General features: G+C 51.5%; 20 protein-coding genes and 1 pseudogene. 4 read left to right on the top strand and 17 right to left on the bottom strand.

The features are described from left to right. Positions 1–95: 95 nt before the first annotated feature. Entirely contained in the window at positions 96–713 is a 618-nt protein-coding gene (locus GKO28_RS15660; protein ID WP_182076989.1) for a LysE family transporter, read from the bottom strand. A 114-nt stretch (positions 714–827) separates the two neighbouring features. Further along, positions 828–1,250: an N-acetyltransferase gene (locus GKO28_RS15655; protein ID WP_182076988.1), complete on the bottom strand. Its 423-nt coding sequence runs from the start codon at positions 1,248–1,250 to the stop codon at positions 828–830. A gap of 534 nt (positions 1,251–1,784) precedes the next feature. Between GKO28_RS15655 and GKO28_RS15650 the strand changes: the two genes are divergently transcribed. After that, a complete protein-coding gene (locus tag GKO28_RS15650; protein ID WP_182076987.1) occupies positions 1,785–2,879 on the top strand; it encodes a PLP-dependent cysteine synthase family protein in 1,095 nt (364 codons plus the stop codon). Between the two features lie 263 nt (positions 2,880–3,142). Further along, positions 3,143–4,480 (top strand): CDP-diacylglycerol--serine O-phosphatidyltransferase, encoded by a 1,338-nt coding sequence (pssA, locus tag GKO28_RS15645; RefSeq protein WP_182076986.1) that lies wholly within the window; start codon positions 3,143–3,145, stop codon positions 4,478–4,480. Positions 4,481–4,932: 452 nt separating this feature from the next. Here pssA and GKO28_RS15640 read toward each other — a convergent pair whose 3' ends face one another. The 9 genes from GKO28_RS15640 to GKO28_RS15600 form a co-directional block, all read right to left on the bottom strand. Next, the gene (locus tag GKO28_RS15640; RefSeq protein WP_182076985.1) at positions 4,933–5,667 is read right to left on the bottom strand and encodes a LytTR family DNA-binding domain-containing protein; all 735 of its coding nucleotides are present in this window, start codon (positions 5,665–5,667) and stop codon (positions 4,933–4,935) included. A gap of 67 nt (positions 5,668–5,734) precedes the next feature. Then, positions 5,735–6,778 carry a sensor histidine kinase gene (locus GKO28_RS15635; protein ID WP_182076984.1) on the bottom strand — a complete coding sequence of 348 codons (1,044 nt, stop codon included), beginning with the start codon at positions 6,776–6,778 and terminating at the stop codon, positions 5,735–5,737. Positions 6,779–6,789: 11 nt separating this feature from the next. Then, positions 6,790–6,981 carry a hypothetical protein gene (locus tag GKO28_RS15630; protein WP_182076983.1) on the bottom strand — a complete coding sequence of 64 codons (192 nt, stop codon included), beginning with the start codon at positions 6,979–6,981 and terminating at the stop codon, positions 6,790–6,792. Further along, positions 6,972–7,898: a hypothetical protein gene (locus GKO28_RS15625; RefSeq protein WP_182076982.1), complete on the bottom strand. Its 927-nt coding sequence runs from the start codon at positions 7,896–7,898 to the stop codon at positions 6,972–6,974. The genes GKO28_RS15630 and GKO28_RS15625 overlap by 10 nt, the downstream gene beginning before the upstream one ends. Next, positions 7,859–8,098 (bottom strand): hypothetical protein, encoded by a 240-nt coding sequence (locus tag GKO28_RS15620; RefSeq protein WP_182076981.1) that lies wholly within the window; start codon positions 8,096–8,098, stop codon positions 7,859–7,861. Before GKO28_RS15620 ends, GKO28_RS15625 begins: the two co-directional genes overlap by 40 nt. Continuing rightward, complete coding sequence (locus GKO28_RS15615) at positions 8,098–8,955, bottom strand: outer membrane lipoprotein-sorting protein (RefSeq protein WP_247646587.1); 858 nt, start codon at positions 8,953–8,955, stop codon at positions 8,098–8,100. The genes GKO28_RS15620 and GKO28_RS15615 overlap by 1 nt, the downstream gene beginning before the upstream one ends. Then, positions 8,948–9,136: a LiaI-LiaF-like domain-containing protein gene (locus tag GKO28_RS15610; protein ID WP_203564210.1), complete on the bottom strand. Its 189-nt coding sequence runs from the start codon at positions 9,134–9,136 to the stop codon at positions 8,948–8,950. Before GKO28_RS15610 ends, GKO28_RS15615 begins: the two co-directional genes overlap by 8 nt. 44 nt (positions 9,137–9,180) lie before the next feature. Next, entirely contained in the window at positions 9,181–10,575 is a 1,395-nt protein-coding gene (locus tag GKO28_RS15605) for an ABC transporter permease (RefSeq protein ID WP_182076979.1), read from the bottom strand. Further along, complete coding sequence (locus GKO28_RS15600; protein WP_182076978.1) at positions 10,572–11,270, bottom strand: ABC transporter ATP-binding protein; 699 nt, start codon at positions 11,268–11,270, stop codon at positions 10,572–10,574. Before GKO28_RS15600 ends, GKO28_RS15605 begins: the two co-directional genes overlap by 4 nt. Positions 11,271–11,698: 428 nt before the next feature. Between GKO28_RS15600 and GKO28_RS15595 the strand changes: the two genes are divergently transcribed. Further along, positions 11,699–12,100, top strand: a complete 402-nt coding sequence (locus GKO28_RS15595; RefSeq protein ID WP_182076977.1) for a metal-dependent hydrolase — start codon at positions 11,699–11,701, stop codon at positions 12,098–12,100. A gap of 7 nt (positions 12,101–12,107) precedes the next feature. After that, positions 12,108–12,287 (top strand): hypothetical protein, encoded by a 180-nt coding sequence (locus GKO28_RS15590; RefSeq protein ID WP_182076976.1) that lies wholly within the window; start codon positions 12,108–12,110, stop codon positions 12,285–12,287. Positions 12,288–12,296: 9 nt separating this feature from the next. On the opposite strand, the gene GKO28_RS15585 is transcribed toward GKO28_RS15590, so the two are convergent. The 6 genes and pseudogenes from GKO28_RS15585 to GKO28_RS15555 all read right to left on the bottom strand — a co-directional run bounded on the left by GKO28_RS15585 (position 12,297) and on the right by GKO28_RS15555 (position 15,810). Then, the gene (locus GKO28_RS15585) at positions 12,297–12,608 is read right to left on the bottom strand and encodes a CPBP family intramembrane glutamic endopeptidase (RefSeq protein WP_182076975.1); all 312 of its coding nucleotides are present in this window, start codon (positions 12,606–12,608) and stop codon (positions 12,297–12,299) included. Beyond that, complete coding sequence (locus GKO28_RS15580; RefSeq protein WP_182076974.1) at positions 12,599–13,147, bottom strand: hypothetical protein; 549 nt, start codon at positions 13,145–13,147, stop codon at positions 12,599–12,601. The genes GKO28_RS15585 and GKO28_RS15580 overlap by 10 nt, the downstream gene beginning before the upstream one ends. A gap of 139 nt (positions 13,148–13,286) precedes the next feature. After that, a pseudogene (locus tag GKO28_RS15575) lies at positions 13,287–13,821 on the bottom strand (methyl-accepting chemotaxis protein); the annotation flags it as partial. 466 nt (positions 13,822–14,287) lie between these two features. After that, positions 14,288–14,563 carry a hypothetical protein gene (locus GKO28_RS15565; RefSeq protein WP_182076972.1) on the bottom strand — a complete coding sequence of 92 codons (276 nt, stop codon included), beginning with the start codon at positions 14,561–14,563 and terminating at the stop codon, positions 14,288–14,290. Then, positions 14,544–14,993 carry a hypothetical protein gene (locus GKO28_RS15560; protein WP_182076971.1) on the bottom strand — a complete coding sequence of 150 codons (450 nt, stop codon included), beginning with the start codon at positions 14,991–14,993 and terminating at the stop codon, positions 14,544–14,546. The genes GKO28_RS15565 and GKO28_RS15560 overlap by 20 nt, the downstream gene beginning before the upstream one ends. Before the next feature lie 460 nt (positions 14,994–15,453). Next, a complete protein-coding gene (locus GKO28_RS15555; protein ID WP_182076970.1) occupies positions 15,454–15,810 on the bottom strand; it encodes a glutathione S-transferase N-terminal domain-containing protein in 357 nt (118 codons plus the stop codon). Positions 15,811–16,141 lie beyond the last annotated feature (331 nt).

Raw genomic sequence — 16,141 nt, 5'->3', positions numbered from 1 at the left:
ACCGTTTGTTAATGGCCGACTTGAGCTACGGCACCCACCCCAGAGCAGACATTTTTATATGGGCGCTGCGCTTGCAAAGCCCAATGCTTTCGAAACTACCTTGATAAAAATTGCTTCAAACCAAAAAACAGCAATAACACACCAAAAAATGATTCGAAATACAACTTCATTTTTCTAAAAATTAAAGACGCTCTTTGATTGGAAAGAACAAATATCACCATAGAAAACCATAATGTTGCGACAACGACAACCGCAAGTAGCATGCCAAAAAGTAATGGCCAGCCAGCACCAGACGGCGCAGCAGTAGATAATGCAGACGCATAGTAAATCGCCGCTTTTGGATTGGCCATTGTGGTGGATAGGCCTTTAGTGAATGCGGCCAGCAAATGAGCGTTCTCGGTACTGCCCCCTTCTGGCAATGGCGTGCGCGCATTTTTCAACAGTTTATAGCCCAGCCACATCAGATAAACGGCGCCAGCGAATTTGATCGCCAAGAACATCGACGGAAATAATTCAAATAACAGCCCAACCCCAAGCAGCGCAGCTCCCGCCCAAATACCATTTCCTAGCACGACGCCTGCGGCCACCAATGCGGCTAATTTTCGATTGCCCGTCACCGCCGTATAGGAAACGGCAATAAAATCCGGCCCTGGGCTTAAAATCCCCACAGCAGAAATTGCCGCCACCGTTGCTATTGCAGATATCTCATTCACGAGTAGCTCCTTATGCAATTAATCCATCAGCTTAGCGTTCAATTTTCACTTTTTCTCGCTTACATGCTGGGCCTTGGTCAACATATCTCACCGATTCTTACTGAGGGTAGGCATTTATGGCTGAAGCGTTTTCTTCATATAAAATCGAGTGTGGCCGGGCGGGCAATTCTCTAGCTGACCAAAGACCTCGTAACCGGCACTGGTATAAAATGCTTTAGCTTGCCAATCAAATGTGTCCAGATGAGCCATGTAGCCACCCTGCTGTCTTGCTGCGTTTTCGGCCTGCTGCAGCAGTAACTTGCCATAGCCTTTTCCTCGATGAGACTCATCAACGAATAAAATATCAACATATAAAACATGCCAGCAATACAGCACACAATTGATTCCGCCAACCAGCTCACCGGCATCATTCTTGAGTGAAAACGACAAGTCTATAAATGCGTCTTTTTGATTAAAAGAGACATTGTTTGAATTAAAGTGAACCAATTTATCATCGATAAGCTCGCGTTCAACGTGGGTACTCTGCTCAAGGTTCATTGGTATTTGCCTCTTTGATTTGATTTTTATTGTGGCGATCACATTGCCTTGGCATTGCGCTCATCCCTAGGCCATATCGCCCAGCACAAAGCTGGCGTAGCGAGGTCCTTAGCAGCTGGGTGCGGTCAGCACATCATGACTGCGCGCAACGGCGAACGAATTCTATTGGAGGATGCTTGTTCAATACTTTGCATTACTTGCTATTTTGCTAAGAGTCAGACAACGATTGTTTTTGGGACGCGCGCTTAATGCGGTAACAGACTAGGCTGAGGTGTAACGTGTCCCGTAACCAAATACGGCTGTAAACAATTGTGCGGCAGACACTTCAAATCCTTAACACGTAAGCTGAACATCAGCTATTAAACAGGGGTATTTAATCCAGCGCCATGCCATATGGTTGCTAGGGCCTGATACCCCAAAGCTTGCAGCACAATCCTTGCGCCAGAACAAACGAGCTAAGCAAATACCCCGATGCTGGCATGTACAACTGCCGATACAATCGACTGCACTATTTTTGTTTTTTTGAGGATCGTCATGACCAGCAATCGCGATTGGGTACACCAAGCCATCCGCACCATTGAAGCTGACTTTAATCGCTCAGCCGATACCCATTTAATCCCGATTCATTTGGCCGCTTACCCCGATATTGATTTCTACCTCAAAGACGAATCGAGCCACCCCACTGGTAGCCTAAAACATCGTTTAGCGCGCTCTTTGTTTTTATATGCGCTCACCAATGGCTGGCTGCATGCCGGTAGCACGGTGATCGAAGCGTCCAGTGGATCGACTGCGGTGTCTGAAGCGTATTTCGCTCGTTTGCTAAAATTACCGTTTATTGCGGTAATGCCGGCCAGCACCAGCCCAGAGAAAATCGCGGCGATTACTTTTTATGGTGGCCGCTGCCACTTAGTGGCCGACCCAACGCAATTGATTGCCGAATCGCAGCGCCTGGCTCACGAAACACAAGGGCACTTTCTCGACCAATTTACCTATGCCGAGCGGGCTACCGATTGGCGTGCCAATAACAATATCGCGGAATCGATTTTTGCGCAGATGAGCTTAGAGCGTCATCCGATTCCACGTTGGATCGTTGCCAGCGCGGGCACTGGCGGCACTAGCGCCACCTTGGGCCGCTTTGTGCGCTATCGCCGTTATGCCACGCAAATTGCCTGCGTCGACCCAGAAAACTCGGTGTTTTTTGATGCTTTTTGCAGTGGCCGCACAGACCACACCTTGCAGCAAGGCTCTAAAATCGAAGGCATTGGCCGCCCGCGTGTTGAAGCGTCATTTATGCCGCACGTGATTGACAGCATGATTAAAGTGCCCGACCGGATGAGCTTGGCGGCAACACATTGGTTATCGAATTATCTGGGGCGCCGTGTTGGCGGATCGACCGGTTGCAACTGGATCGGCGTGTTAGCGCTGGCCCACCAAATGCAAGCGCGTGGCGAAGCGGGCAGCATTGTCAGCGTCTTGTGCGATAGCGGTGACCGCTACGCGCATTCTTACTACCACCCACAATGGCTGAGTCAACACGGCATCGATATTGAACAAGAGCTCGCTGACCTCAGCGCAAAAATCGGGCAAGCGGGCGCACTGAGCGACTTGCAGCGCGTCGATAAAAATTAATTAGTAGGCTCCATTCGGACCAATCAATCAAATCAAATCCACAACGCAGCCATCAATGGGCTGCGTTTTTTTTGCTACCGACTTGAGCTCTGAATTGGCCTTTCTCAGCGTCTTGGCGACTCTGCGTCAAAAGGTTTTTAAGTGCGCAGCTTACTCCGTCGTGCTGGCTTTAAAATGGCAAGCGACGATGAAGGCATCTTGCATTTACAGTAATCAGCCCCATATTGCAGCAATATCGCTTTAAATTTAGGCTCGCATTTTGTTTGAATCTCCTCGCGCTTTTTTTAAGTGCCTTACCGCGCTTTGCCCAATCGGCTCACACCTTTGAAGCTTTAGCTTCGAGCACTCAATTTCGTGAGCAATTGCTCGAGCACATCGCCAAAGCACAACGCCGCATCTACATTGCCGCCTTGTATTTACAAAACGACGCCGCAGGCGATCTGATTTTGTCGGCGCTCTATGCCGCCAAAGCGCGGCAGCCGCAGCTGGAAATCGCCGTTTTGGTCGATTGGCATCGCGCACAGCGCGGCCTGATTGGTGCCAAGGCCGAATTGGGCAACGCCGCTTGGTATCAACAGCGTGCGCAGCAACACCACCTCGAAGTGCCGATTTATGGCGTGCCGGTGCAAAGCCGCGAATTACTTGGCGTGTTGCATCTAAAAGGCTTTGTGATTGACGACACGGTAATCTATAGCGGCGCGAGCCTGAATAATGTGTATTTACACGTTGGCGATCGCTATCGCTACGATCGCTACCATGTGCTGCACAACCCAGCGCTGGCCGAGAGCATGGTGCAGTTTTTTCAAACGGCGCTACTGAGCCAAACCGCAGTGCATCGCCTTGATCGGCCCAATATTCCCAGTACCAAAGCCATTCGCAGCGAAATTCGGCATTGCCGCCAGCACTTAAAAGCGGCGCGCTATTCACTGCAAGGCAGCAGCAATACCGAAACAGGACTGGCAATCACGCCTTGGGTTGGCGTTGGCCAGCGCAATCCGCTTAATCGTTTGATTTTAAAATTGATCAGTGCCAGCGAGCGCAAAATCGTCATTTGCACGCCGTATTTTAATTTGCCACGCAGCGTCACCAAGGCGCTCAATAGCCTAATTAAAAAAGGCGTGCAAATTGATTTAATCATTGGCGACAAAACGGCGAACGATTTTTACATTCCGCCGAGCGAGCCATTTAAAACCATCGGCGCGCTACCGTATTTATACGAAGCCAATTTGCGCCGCTTTGCCAAAGTGCAGCACAAAGCCATGCAAACTGGGCAATTAAATATTTTACTGTGGCACGACATCGGCCATAGTTTTCACCTCAAAGGCATTTGGGTGGACGATGATTATCAATTGCTCACCGGCAATAATCTCAACCCACGGGCGTTTAATTTAGATTTAGAAAACGCGCTCTTAATTCACGACCCACAAGGCGAGCTCAGCACCAGCACCGCGGCCGAACTGCAACAAATCCGCCAACACACCCGCCGCATCGCGAGTTATACCGAGCTAGAAACCTTGGCCGACTACCCAGAAAAAGTAAAAAAACTCCTCACTCGCCTATCGCGAATCCGAGTTGATCGCTTACTTTCGCGATTTTTATAAGCAGGTATTGCCCTAGACAAGACATTCTCAAAAAGCCAGCAAGCCATACCCCACCGACCATGCCATCAAATGGGACGGGCTCAGAGCGTAATCGGCGTGTGCAACCCTGCAAAGTTTGCACACACAAATCAAAGTACTAGATTCATGGCGCCCATGATACAAGATACAAAATCTTCACCGCCGTATTACACCGAAAAACAAACTCACAACCGATTCACCGCGTGCGCAAATTAAAATTTGCACACCCTACAAAACACAATGCATGACGATCATCGGGAAAGCAAACCGCCAACGGCAGCAGCGCAAAACGTAATCATCGTAGGGTGTGCAAACCTGCAGGGTTTGCACACGCAGATCAAGGCGCAGGAGTCAACGAATGCCACAGGAATTCATTTTACTGAGCAGGTATCACCCCAAGCTGCTTACTCAAAAAAAAAGCCTGCCGCCTATACCTACATCTGTTTAAACTGTGCGGCGTGGCTGCGGCTGAGTGGCAAGATGGCGAAATTGTTTTTTAGATAGATTTGCTGGCGGCCGAGTAGGTCTTTTTCGATTTTGGCGATGGCGGGCAAACTCACCAAATAACTGCGGTGAATTTGAGCAAAGTATTGCGGATTGAGTTGCGGTAATAAGTCTTTGAGCGATGTGCGAATTAAAAACCGCCCGCTCTCCGTCACCACTTCGGTGTATTTATCGGTGGCCTGAAAATAGCGCACTTCATCCACCGCGATCAGCCGAGTGCTGTCGCCTAGGCTGGCAGTAAGCCATTGCAAATAGCTCGGTGGCGCGGGCGCAATCAGCTCACGACTGAGCTGACTCCAATCAACACTGGGTTTGGCTTCGCGCTGCAAGCGCAGCACGCATTGCGCCAACCGCGCTTCGCTGACTGGTTTTAATAAATAATCCACCGCCGATTGCTCAAAGGCCGCCACCGCGTATTCATCATACGCGGTGACAAAAATCACCCGCGTATCGCGCCAAGTGGCCGCCACTTGCAAGCCATTGAGTCCCGGCATCCGAATATCCAAAAAAGCAAAATCCGGCTGCCATTGGCTCAGTAGCGCCACCGCTTCAACGCCATTTTTGGCCTGCGCCACAATCTGTAATTGCGGCCACACTACGGCCAGGCGACTGGCAAACGCCGCCATTAATAGCGGCTCGTCATCGGCAATCAGGGCAGTTGGCATCGTTAAAATTGACCTCAGTTCGTGCGCCTACAAATAGGATGGCGTGGGATGACAGCTAAAAACCCAACTACTCAGCAAAAGGAATCCGCAATTCGGCCACCACCCCACAAGGGGTATTGCTAGCGACACTCAGTGTAGCTTGGCTACCATACAAATACATCAACCTATCGCGTACATTGGCTAAACCGATACCGCTTTTAGTTGGCGCATTCAGATTCAAACCCAAACCACTATCGATCACCCGTAGGCACAATTGCGTGCCGATTTGCTCGGCTTCAATCTCAATCACGCCGCCGGTAATGGCTGGTTCAATGCCGTGCTGCAAAGCGTTTTCCACCAAGGGTTGCAATAGTAACGGCGGCAACTGCGCCCCGCGTAAAGTAGCGGGCACGCGAATTTGATAGCTTAAACGCGCCCCCAAACGAATCTGATTAATCGCCAGCAACGCGCCCACCAAATCAAGCTCCTCGGCCAAGCTGGTTGCCGATTGCCGAGTGCGCTTTAAGCTGGCGCGCAAATAATCATTCAGATGCTCGAGCATGGTTTGCGCCAAAGCGGGGTCACGCGCAATCAGGCTGTGTAAATTGGCCAGCGTATTAAATAAAAAATGCGGTTCAATTTGCGCTTGCAGCATCGCCAATTGCGCGGCGGTTTGCGCTTGCTGCGCCTCGGCGGCGTGACGGCGCTGCACTTCCAACTCGGCCCGATCACGCTGGGCGCGAAACAACAGCCAAAAAAAGGCACTGGCAAACCCTGAAATCAGTACCGCAATCGCCACCCAGCGCCAAGCTTGGCTGGGCGCATCCAGCAAGATGGCAATCACATTGGACGCGCCGAATGCCGCGGCCAGCATAAAGCCCGCCAGCAAACCCAGCGGCGTACTGATCAACATTCGCCAAGGCCGTGGCCAAGCCTCACCCGTAATGCGATCCAGCGCCCAATTACACAACCAAATACAAAAACCGATGCAGTTGGAAATCACTAGATTATCGATCAGCGCAGTTCGCTCGTCGATCAAGGTCAATAGCACCGCAATCAGCGCATTCACCAAGAGTAAAATCGGCAAGTCCTTTCGGTAGCGGCACGTCATTGTTTTGTGTTGTGGCTGCATCCATCGATCACTCAAAAAAAGTATTTCACCACAGCTTGTAGGCTATGCCGTTGTGGCAACGCGCCGTATTGACTGCCCGGCGCGCCGTTTTGATACTGCCATTGCAGCGCCCAATCCATGTGCTCAAAATGGTAACGCGCTTCTAACCAGCTTTGCCAGCTTTGATCGACTAAGTCGCGCCGCAGCATCCAATTTAAATCCAAAGCCTTGAATCCAGCATCGCGCCAGGTAATAAAAAACTCATGGCCGCCTGCTGCGTAGGCAGGCTTTGCGCATTAAACACCGCACTGCGATACGCCCAATAATCAGCGGGATTAAGCCACAAAGCGCGCCATTGGCTTTGATTGAGCGCCGCGCCATCGTAGTGGTACTCCAAACTCAGCGAGAGATTATTAGCAAAGGTATACGTGCCACCAGCGGCCCAGCGCGAATGCCACGCCACTGGCGCAGCGGGCAACAAGGCCGCGCTGCGCCCGCCACTGTATTCGGCGTAGAGGGTTAAAGCGTCACCCGCCAAAACCGATGCATTCATCCCCACCTGCGGCGACTTCCCTTGCTCACCCAAGAGTAAAAACTGCGGCGCAAAGCCCGGCAACACTTGCACACTACTGGTCAACAGAAAACGCGACACCGGATTACTCGCGCCCCAATCGGGCGAAAACGCTGCGCTTTGCCGCTGATCTGCCAATTTAGGCGCAAACACGGCATTGACTGCGCCGCCCTCCCACACCCATTGCCCGCGCAACATGCCCACGCCAAGGCGGTTTTCGCGCAAACTTGCTGGCGCAATCGACACCACCGAGCGCAAAGCGCCGACTTTAAAGTAATCAGTCGGGTTGTAGCCCAAGGCGACGCCATTGCGCTGATTAATTCGCCCCAGATCGAGCGCAGCATTGGGCTGCGCCTGCCAGCTGACATACACTTCTTTAAAGGTATTCACCACCTCATACTGCCCATCTTGCCCCAGCCAATCCGCGCGGTTGGCCAGTGTAAATCGCCATTCGGGATTAATCGCCGTATCGAGCAACACATCCACCGAGGCACGACTAATGCGTATATCGTCCAAAGGCACACGCCGATTCACATGCCCCAGCATACCCTCAGTAAAAAAATCTGCCAATCCGATCTCGCCACCGCTGGCTGCGCTGCTTGATCGGCTAAAGACAGCGCATCGGCATCATCACCCCAGCACGGGCTAGCAAGTAGCGCGATAAGCGCGGCCACCATTCCCGCCATGCTAGATTGCTTTTGCGCCAGCGCTTCGCGGCCCAGCGTCGACGGCATTACGCGAGTGTCGCTCACCCCATGCCAGTGCGCCATCATTCGGCCTTAAAGCGGGGCAAAAAATCCCGCTGCAACCAGCTCTCGGGCACGTCGCGAAAGGCAAAATCACTGCTACGCAGCACCGTCACCCACTGCGGATCGAGCCCATCAATAATCACTGTTTCGGTGGGGCGCGACACACCAAGCTGCTTTTGAAAGCGGCGGTAATACGCCGTTTTTAATAAATGCTCGCTACTGGAATAAAATTTGGCTTTCACTGGCTGATTATTATGGCGATCAATCCAGTAATCGATGCGGTGATACGTCACATCCGGGGTTTTGGCATTGAGTTTGAGCAAATACGTATCGCGATTTTGTCGCTCGCCATCGGCAATTGTTTCTTCACCGACCAAGCTGGCGGTGTAATCCACCGCCAAATTCACCGTGACCACGTCGCCATTGGCCGCTTGGCCCAGCAAACGCTGCTGCGGCGAAATGCGAATACTGGCTTTGCTGGATGGATCATATAGCCATAAATCATTGCCATTTTTCAGCAGCAATTTACCGGCATCGCGCTGCGGCGCGACAAAGCGAATTAAATTACGAAACTGCCCACTCTGCGAATCAGCGCGCGCATACACCGCCAAGGTGCTGGTTTCGACTTGCTTGCCGTTGCGATATTCAATCAAGGTGCTGGTGACGCCAAAGGGTTGCTCAGGATTTCGAATTGCGTCGCTGGCGCTTAAGATTTGCTGCGCACTCGGTGCCGCGCCCACTGCGGCGCAGCAGGCCAGCAACAGACTCGCACTCCATAGCCGGTAGCGCGTTTTAAGAGCGCGCTGGGCGGTGTTATTAGCCGCGCGTTCACTTGCTGCGGGCATCGTCGCCCAGCTTTGCTGCATGGCATTACTCATCTTTGTCGTCCTTGTTTTTCGGGCGGCGAAACAATAAATTCACCCCGACAATAATCAGCACCAAGGGCCACCACAGCGCCCACATTTGGCCAAAGCTGGGTAAAAAGCCAAAGTTATGCGCCAAAAACAACAACCCGAGCGCAACCAATAACAGCGCAGATAAATACTTATGTCGCATCATTCTCTCCTTCTGACATTTACACATGACGGTTTACCCATGGCGACTTACACATGGCGCAGTGCATCGACAATATTCATTCTGGCAGCACGGCGCGCTGGCCACCAAGCCGAGATGGCGGCCAACACCACCAACATCAATCCAGTGCTAAGCAGCATTCGCGTTTCGCCCCACACCCGTACCGTCAGCGGCACCGGCTCAGTATTGCCCGGCGGCAGCCAAGTTAAACCAGCGTGATTGATGCCCCATGCCAATAACAGCGCCAGCAACACCCCGAAAATCGCGCCAATCAGCCCCAGCAAAGCGCCCTCGCAAACAAACAAGCACCAAATGCCATTACGCCGCACGCCCATTGCCCGCAGCGTGCCGATTTCCACCGTGCGCTCCATCACCGCCATGCTCATGGTATTGCCAACGGTAAACAGCACAATCGCCCCGATCAGCAGCGAAATAAAACTAAAAATCGCGGTAAACATGCCGGTAATTTGGCCAAACGAAGGATTAAGCGTGGCATAGTCATACACCGCCAAAGGCTGATCTTTGAGTGTGCTCGTCAATAGCGTATTGATGCGCGCTTGCGCTTTAGCTAAATCAGCGCTGTGTTTAAGCTGCAACACAATCGCCGTCACTTGCGGCGTTTCTTGGCCGTACACCAATTGCTGCGCCTGCGGCAAATGCAGCATCATTGAAATGTCATCCAGCTCTTTGACCCCAAAGCCTTGCGCTTTCACCACCGCCAAAGTCGCGACATTGGGCGCGCCGTGCACATTGGCGGCCAGCAACTCAATTTGCGGTACAGCGCTGGATTGTTGCTTTGGATTTTCGGCATGTGCTTGTTGCGACAAGGCGCTGATATCATCGGGTGCCGCTGGGCCAGCGTTGACTTTGGCTTGGCTGGCGGGACAATTTTTGAGCTGCAATGGCGCGCATAATTGCAACACCCGCGCTACGCCATTGCCAATCACCACCGCATTGCCCGCTGTGCCGGTTAAGGCCAGCGTTTTGGCCTCACCGGGGAAGTCATATTCATTCCAGCGGCGCATTTGATTTTGATCGCTCACCCATACCCCAGTACCGATCACCGTGCGCGACACGCCAGCGCTAAAGTTGCCAGCAATACCCCCTAGGCTGAGCGTTGGTGTCACCACGGTGAGCAGTGGCTTGAGTTCTGGATCGTTGCGTAGCACTTCAATCAAACTGGCGTAGTTTTTAATGCCATACGCCGCTGGATTGCCGCTGCCGTATAAAAAATAATCCTGATGCTGAATCTGCAAATGCCCAGCGCTGCGCACAAAATTGGTTTGCAAACCCAAATTGATATTGCCGCTATAACCGCCAAACAACAAAATCGCCACCGCACCAATCATCATCGCCAATAAGGTGGTTAAAGAGCGACGACGATTGCGTAGTAAATTTCTCAGCGCTAACGTTATAACACTCATGATGCCACCGCCATTTTGCGTTCAATCGCCACAATACGCCCATCCCGAATCAGCACCGCATCATCCGCTGCGGCCAAAACCTGTGGGTCGTGCGAAGAAAAAATAAACGACACCGCCAACTCGCGCTGCATTTGCCGCATGAGCGCAATAATCGACGCGCCAGTATGGCTATCTAAATTGGCCGTTGGTTCATCGGCCAACACCCACTGCGGCTGCGTGGCCAAAGCGCGCGCAATCGCCACCCTTTGCCGTTGCCCGCCCGAGAGCTGGCCGGGTAAATGCTGGCTTTTTTCACTCAAACCCACGGCGTCGAGCAGCATTTTTACCCGTTTATGCCGCGCTGGCCGCGCCACTTTGGCCAACAGCAAAGGGTATTCGATGTTTTCAAACGCTGATAACACCGGCAATAAATTAAAGTTTTGAAACACAAAACCAATATGGCGCAAACGAAAGTCCGCCAAGGCCGAGTCGCTCAGTTGCTGCACGTTTTCGCCGGCCACCGTAATCTGGCCGCTATCGGGCAAATCAATGCAGCCAATTAAATTCAACAAGGTGGTTTTACCGCTACCCGACGGGCCGGAGAGCACCGTAAACCGCTGCGGCAAAATCTCTAAATTAATATCGGCCAAAGCGGGCACTGCCACACTGTCGAGCTGATAGCGTTTATTCACTTGCTGTAAGGTGACTGGCAACATGGTCGTTCTCAATTCAAAACAGAGATGGATACTGTATGCCGTTTGGGTACTGCTGCGTAAATTTGCGATAAAGCGAAGTTTTGGCGCTTGAAATGCCGGATTTTTGGATTAAATGGCGCGCCCAAGATGACGCGGGGCAGCCAATCGGCCGCAACCGCCGCCCAATTGCCATTGCAGCATAAAAAACGCCTCTTTCACGGCGAACTTTGCGCACACAAGGCAGTCAAATCGGCGGATTAATCAGTCAAGCAGTCTAGCGATAGAAAGCCATTTGTAAGTGCGGTAAGCCAAACGTGAAACCCCTTGCATTTTCTTATACCAAGGCTTAGTTTTTCTGGTATCTTCACAGCCCCCTTTGTTTACAAGGGTTTCATGCCAATACCATATATCGGTATGGCACCCATCGTTTGCTCTGCAAGGTATTACCCATGATGGCCCGGACCCACATTGCATTTGCCGCCTTGATGATGGTGGCCTGCAGTGTTGGCATTTTGCAGCGGATGCCGCAAGTGCATGAAGTCGCCCTCGCTGGCGCAGCCGGCCTACTGCCCGATTTGGATCATCCCAAATCGACTTTTGGCCGTATCGTGCCGTATATATCGATACCGATTGCCAAAGTGTTTGGTCATCGCGGCTTTACGCATTCTTTTTTGATGGTCGCGCTGATTATTTGGCTGTTGCTCACCTATCGCGAGCAGCAAAACATCCCGGTTTTGCCCTTGGTCATCGGCTATTTTTCGCACATTATTGGCGACTTACTCACCCCATCGGGCGTGCCATTGCTCTGGCCCATCCGCAAAAAAATTCTCTTTGAATATTTTCAAAGCTGACGGCCTAATGGAGCATTTAATTTATCGTGGCTGCTGGCTCGGTGTCGGGTATTTTTTATGGGTGGCGCTACAAAGACCGGGCGATCTATGGATTCGCCCTGCCCATATGGCGGTCAGCAACTGGTGCGTTGCCGCGCTGGAGCAAAGCGCCACGATGCTGGTGCATCTACTGCGCATCATGGCCTAGGGATGAGTTTTAATTGCGCAGCATCGGATAAGTCAGCAAAGTAAAATGCAGCGCATTGAGGCCAAAATGCGCTAGCATCGCCGCCAGCAAACCGCCATAACGATAAGCCACGCCATACGCCACACCGGCAATGGTGGCCAATACCACCCAAGGCCAACCGCCCGCCATATGCGCCAAGCCAAATAACAATGCCGCCAAACACACTGCAATCGCCGCGCCATAAGGCCAATGCGCCAGCCAGCGACTTAAATGGCCTTGTATATACGCGCGAAAAAACACTTCTTCGGCCATACACACCAGCAAAAAATTATTCAACAGCATAGCGCAGTCATCTCTGGCCACTTGGGCTGCCATGCCACAACATGCCAACTGATTGCCAACGGCACCATTACAGCCATGGCCGCAATCAGCGAAACCATCGCCGCGCCCAGTGTTTTCTGGATGCTCATCCGCTGCGCCAACAGCGGAAAAATCAGCAACAAACTAAAACCAATCAGCGGCTTATCTAAGTTTAAATACAACGCAAACGGTAGCGCATCGGCCGACAAAGCTTGCGAAGCAAATACCATTGGATTGTTAAACCCCGCAAAGCGATGCAGCAGCAAAGCCAGCGCCGTACCCACAAAAGCCAGATGCGCCAACAGCCGCACAGATCGCCGCTGCGCGCGCATCCCCCAGCCCGCTAACCCCAGCAAAGTCATTGGCAATACGGCCCAAACAGTGATCAATTCGAGTTGCGCCGCCGCGCCATAGGCGATGAGCAATATCGGCAGGTAATATCGGGCAGCAAAGCCCAAAATCGCCAGCAAAGACGCAGCAGCAAACAACATAGTAAAAGGCAAGAAATGCAGCAGTGTCATTACAGCCATCCGCAAAAAAATACTGAATTTTACCGCAAGCCCGCCATCAACAACACGCAAGCTTTATTTTAAAACCCGCTACAAGCGCAAAAAAGCCTGCTTGAGTTAACCCAAGCAGGCTCACGATCAGGCAAAGCGATTAAGACAACTGGAAGTTTTTCATTTCCATCGTCAATGATTTTGACAACTCGCCCATGCGCCGCGAAATACTCGCTGCTCGCTCAACCGCCGTACAGCTGGCGCTGGCCATTTGCGTCACTTGCTCAATATTATTGGCTACTTGATTCGCGGTTTGTGATTGCTCATGTAAAGAGCTGCTAATTTCCTCAATCACGCCCATTACATCATTGGCGTCTTGCCGAATAGAACCAAATGCGCCGCCCGCTTGGCCGGCCAAATCCACCCCTACCGCCACTTTACTCACGCCGGTATTCATAAACACCGCCGTGGATTCTGTGCCCGATTGGATGCTGCGGATTTTTTCGGTGATTTCTTGCGTTGAGAGTGCCGTGCGCTCGGCCAGTTTACGCACTTCATCGGCCACCACCGCAAAGCCCCGCCCCTGCTCACCAGCTCGCGCCGCCTCAATCGCCGCGTTAAGCGCCAGCAAATTGGTTTGATCGGCAATATCGCGAATCACCTGCACAATTTGCGAAAATCTGCTGCGTTTGCCCTGTCAGCGTGGCGACGCTATTGGATGCATCTTGCACCGAGGTGGCAATCACCCGAATACTATCCACCGTATCGCTAATCACCCGCTCACCGCGATCCAAAGCCTGATTGGACGAGCGAGTTCGCTCTGAAGCGCTGCTGGCGTTGCTCGATACATGGTTAATACTGACCACCATTTGCTCAATCGCCGCACTCATACTCGACATCGAGTCCGTTTGCCCTTGCACCAAATGCTCGGCTTCGCTGGAGGCCGAACTAATATCCACCGCGCCTTGCTCAATCTCGCGCGCAGTCATCGTCACTTGCAACACAATGCGGCTGAGTTTTTGCTGCATCACCGCCATCAAAGCCATAAAGCTGTCATTTGATCGGCCATCGGCAACGATGGGATGCGTAAAATCGCCTTCAGACAAATATGCAATGTGTTTTTTGGCCTCGCTCACCGAGCCGCCAATCACATTAATCAAGCTATGATAAGTGAGCCATAGCATAAACAACGTTGCTAAACCCACCCCCAAAAATCCCCAATTTAATCATCGACGCGACAAAAGCGGCATCAGCCACTGCTTTTTGCGTGCGCTGCTCAAACAGCTGATAAAAATCATCAATCGGCTGCATGATTTTGGCTTTATTGTTGTGATACGTCGCGTCGTGCATCATGGTTCTGGCTTTGGCATAGCCTTCTTCAGCACCTTCGCCGGTTTTTTTCACCAAGCCCATGGCTTCAACTTCGGTATTGACCAAACCATCGGAGTTTTTTCTTCGCTTCGTTTAATTTGGCAAATTCAGTCTCGGTAAAGCCCAGCGATTTCATCATGTCCAGCAACGGCACTTTCACCGATGAATCAGGGCGTGGTGCTTGATTAGTGGCGGCAACAAAATCCCAATAAATCCGGTTATACGCCTCGGGGCGCGGCTTTTCGCCATTGCGAATCGCCAAAATATCCATATATTGCTTTTCAAATTGCGGATCGCGACTCACCACATACGTTCGCGCCAAGCGCGTTAAATCATCGGATGATTGCCGCAGCTCATCGGCCAGCAGATACGACTGATAGCGCCGCTCATTCTCGTGGTCGACCTTGTTTTGCGCCCAAACATAAACGGCAAATAACAAGGTCAACGTAATCAAACCCAACACTGAGCCTAATAAATTCCTTTGAAAAGCCGACATTTTACCCACCTCAAATTGTCATTATCATTACTAACAATAGTGGGTTTACCTGCACATACAACACGAATTGACTGACTAAAAACAAAACAAATCAAACACCTACACCCAAAGCAGCATCACGCAGCATTTTGCTTGGCAGACCATCGCCAACACTGAACAAAGCACAAAATAAGGCGGGCCTATCTCAAGTGCTAACCCCGCCATTCAAGACAAAATCAACCAGCGCATTTAACCAGCAAGCAATCAACCTACACCCCGGGTATTGGCATCAATACTATAAATAGACAAAGCGACAGCGCAATACCTTTGCATACAGCACCAACCACGCTAAGCCGAGCGCGCCGAGAAACACGACTGCGCCAGCCTAAAACGCGGCGCATAAAAAAAACCGCCACAAATCAATACGGCGGTTTTTAACTCATCGGTGTGACCGCGCCAAATAAGCGCGCGGCGGCAACAATTAGGCGAAGCGTTGCTCTAAGTATTGAATAATGCTGTTCGATTCATACAACCATTGCACTTGGTTGTTTTCTTCAATGCGCAAACACGGCACTTGCACCTTGCCACCCATTTTTGCCAGTTCGGCTTTATGCTCAGCTTGTTTGGCATTGATGGTTTGAATATTTAAGCCTTGGCGGCGCAAAGTGCGGCGCACCTTGACGCAAAATGGGCAAGCCTCGTATTCATACAGCGCCAGTGTTTTGGTTTGCTGATCCAACCATGCTTGATGCTCGGCCGGATGCTGCGCTTTTTTCGGGGCAAAAATGGCATTTAAAATCAAAATCAACCGCCCGACAATCCAGCGTAATGCATTCATAAATATCTCAAATGATGTAATTATTTTTAAGCCGGCGATTTTATCCAATCGCCAGCGTTTGGGCTATGGCTTTGTTAAACCGCGTCAGGCGCGATCAATTCAAATCGTATGTAAGGTGCAATAATGCGTAGGGTGGAATAAACGCAGTGCATTCCACCTTGCATCAGCAGCCGGTGGAATGCGCGATGCTTATTCCATCCTACTTGCGACGGGGTATTTTCATCAAAGCATCAAAATAAAAAGCCCACAAAGCAATACCACCGCAGGGTGTGCAAAAGCCTCCGGCGTTTTCGCACCGCATCGCGATGCAAACCCTCCCAAAACTTATCCG

Origin of the sequence: Deefgea sp. CFH1-16 (assembly GCF_016881365.1) — a bacterium.
GTDB lineage: Bacteria > Pseudomonadota > Gammaproteobacteria > Burkholderiales > Chitinibacteraceae > Deefgea.
This window is presented reverse-complemented; position numbering and strand designations above follow the sequence as displayed.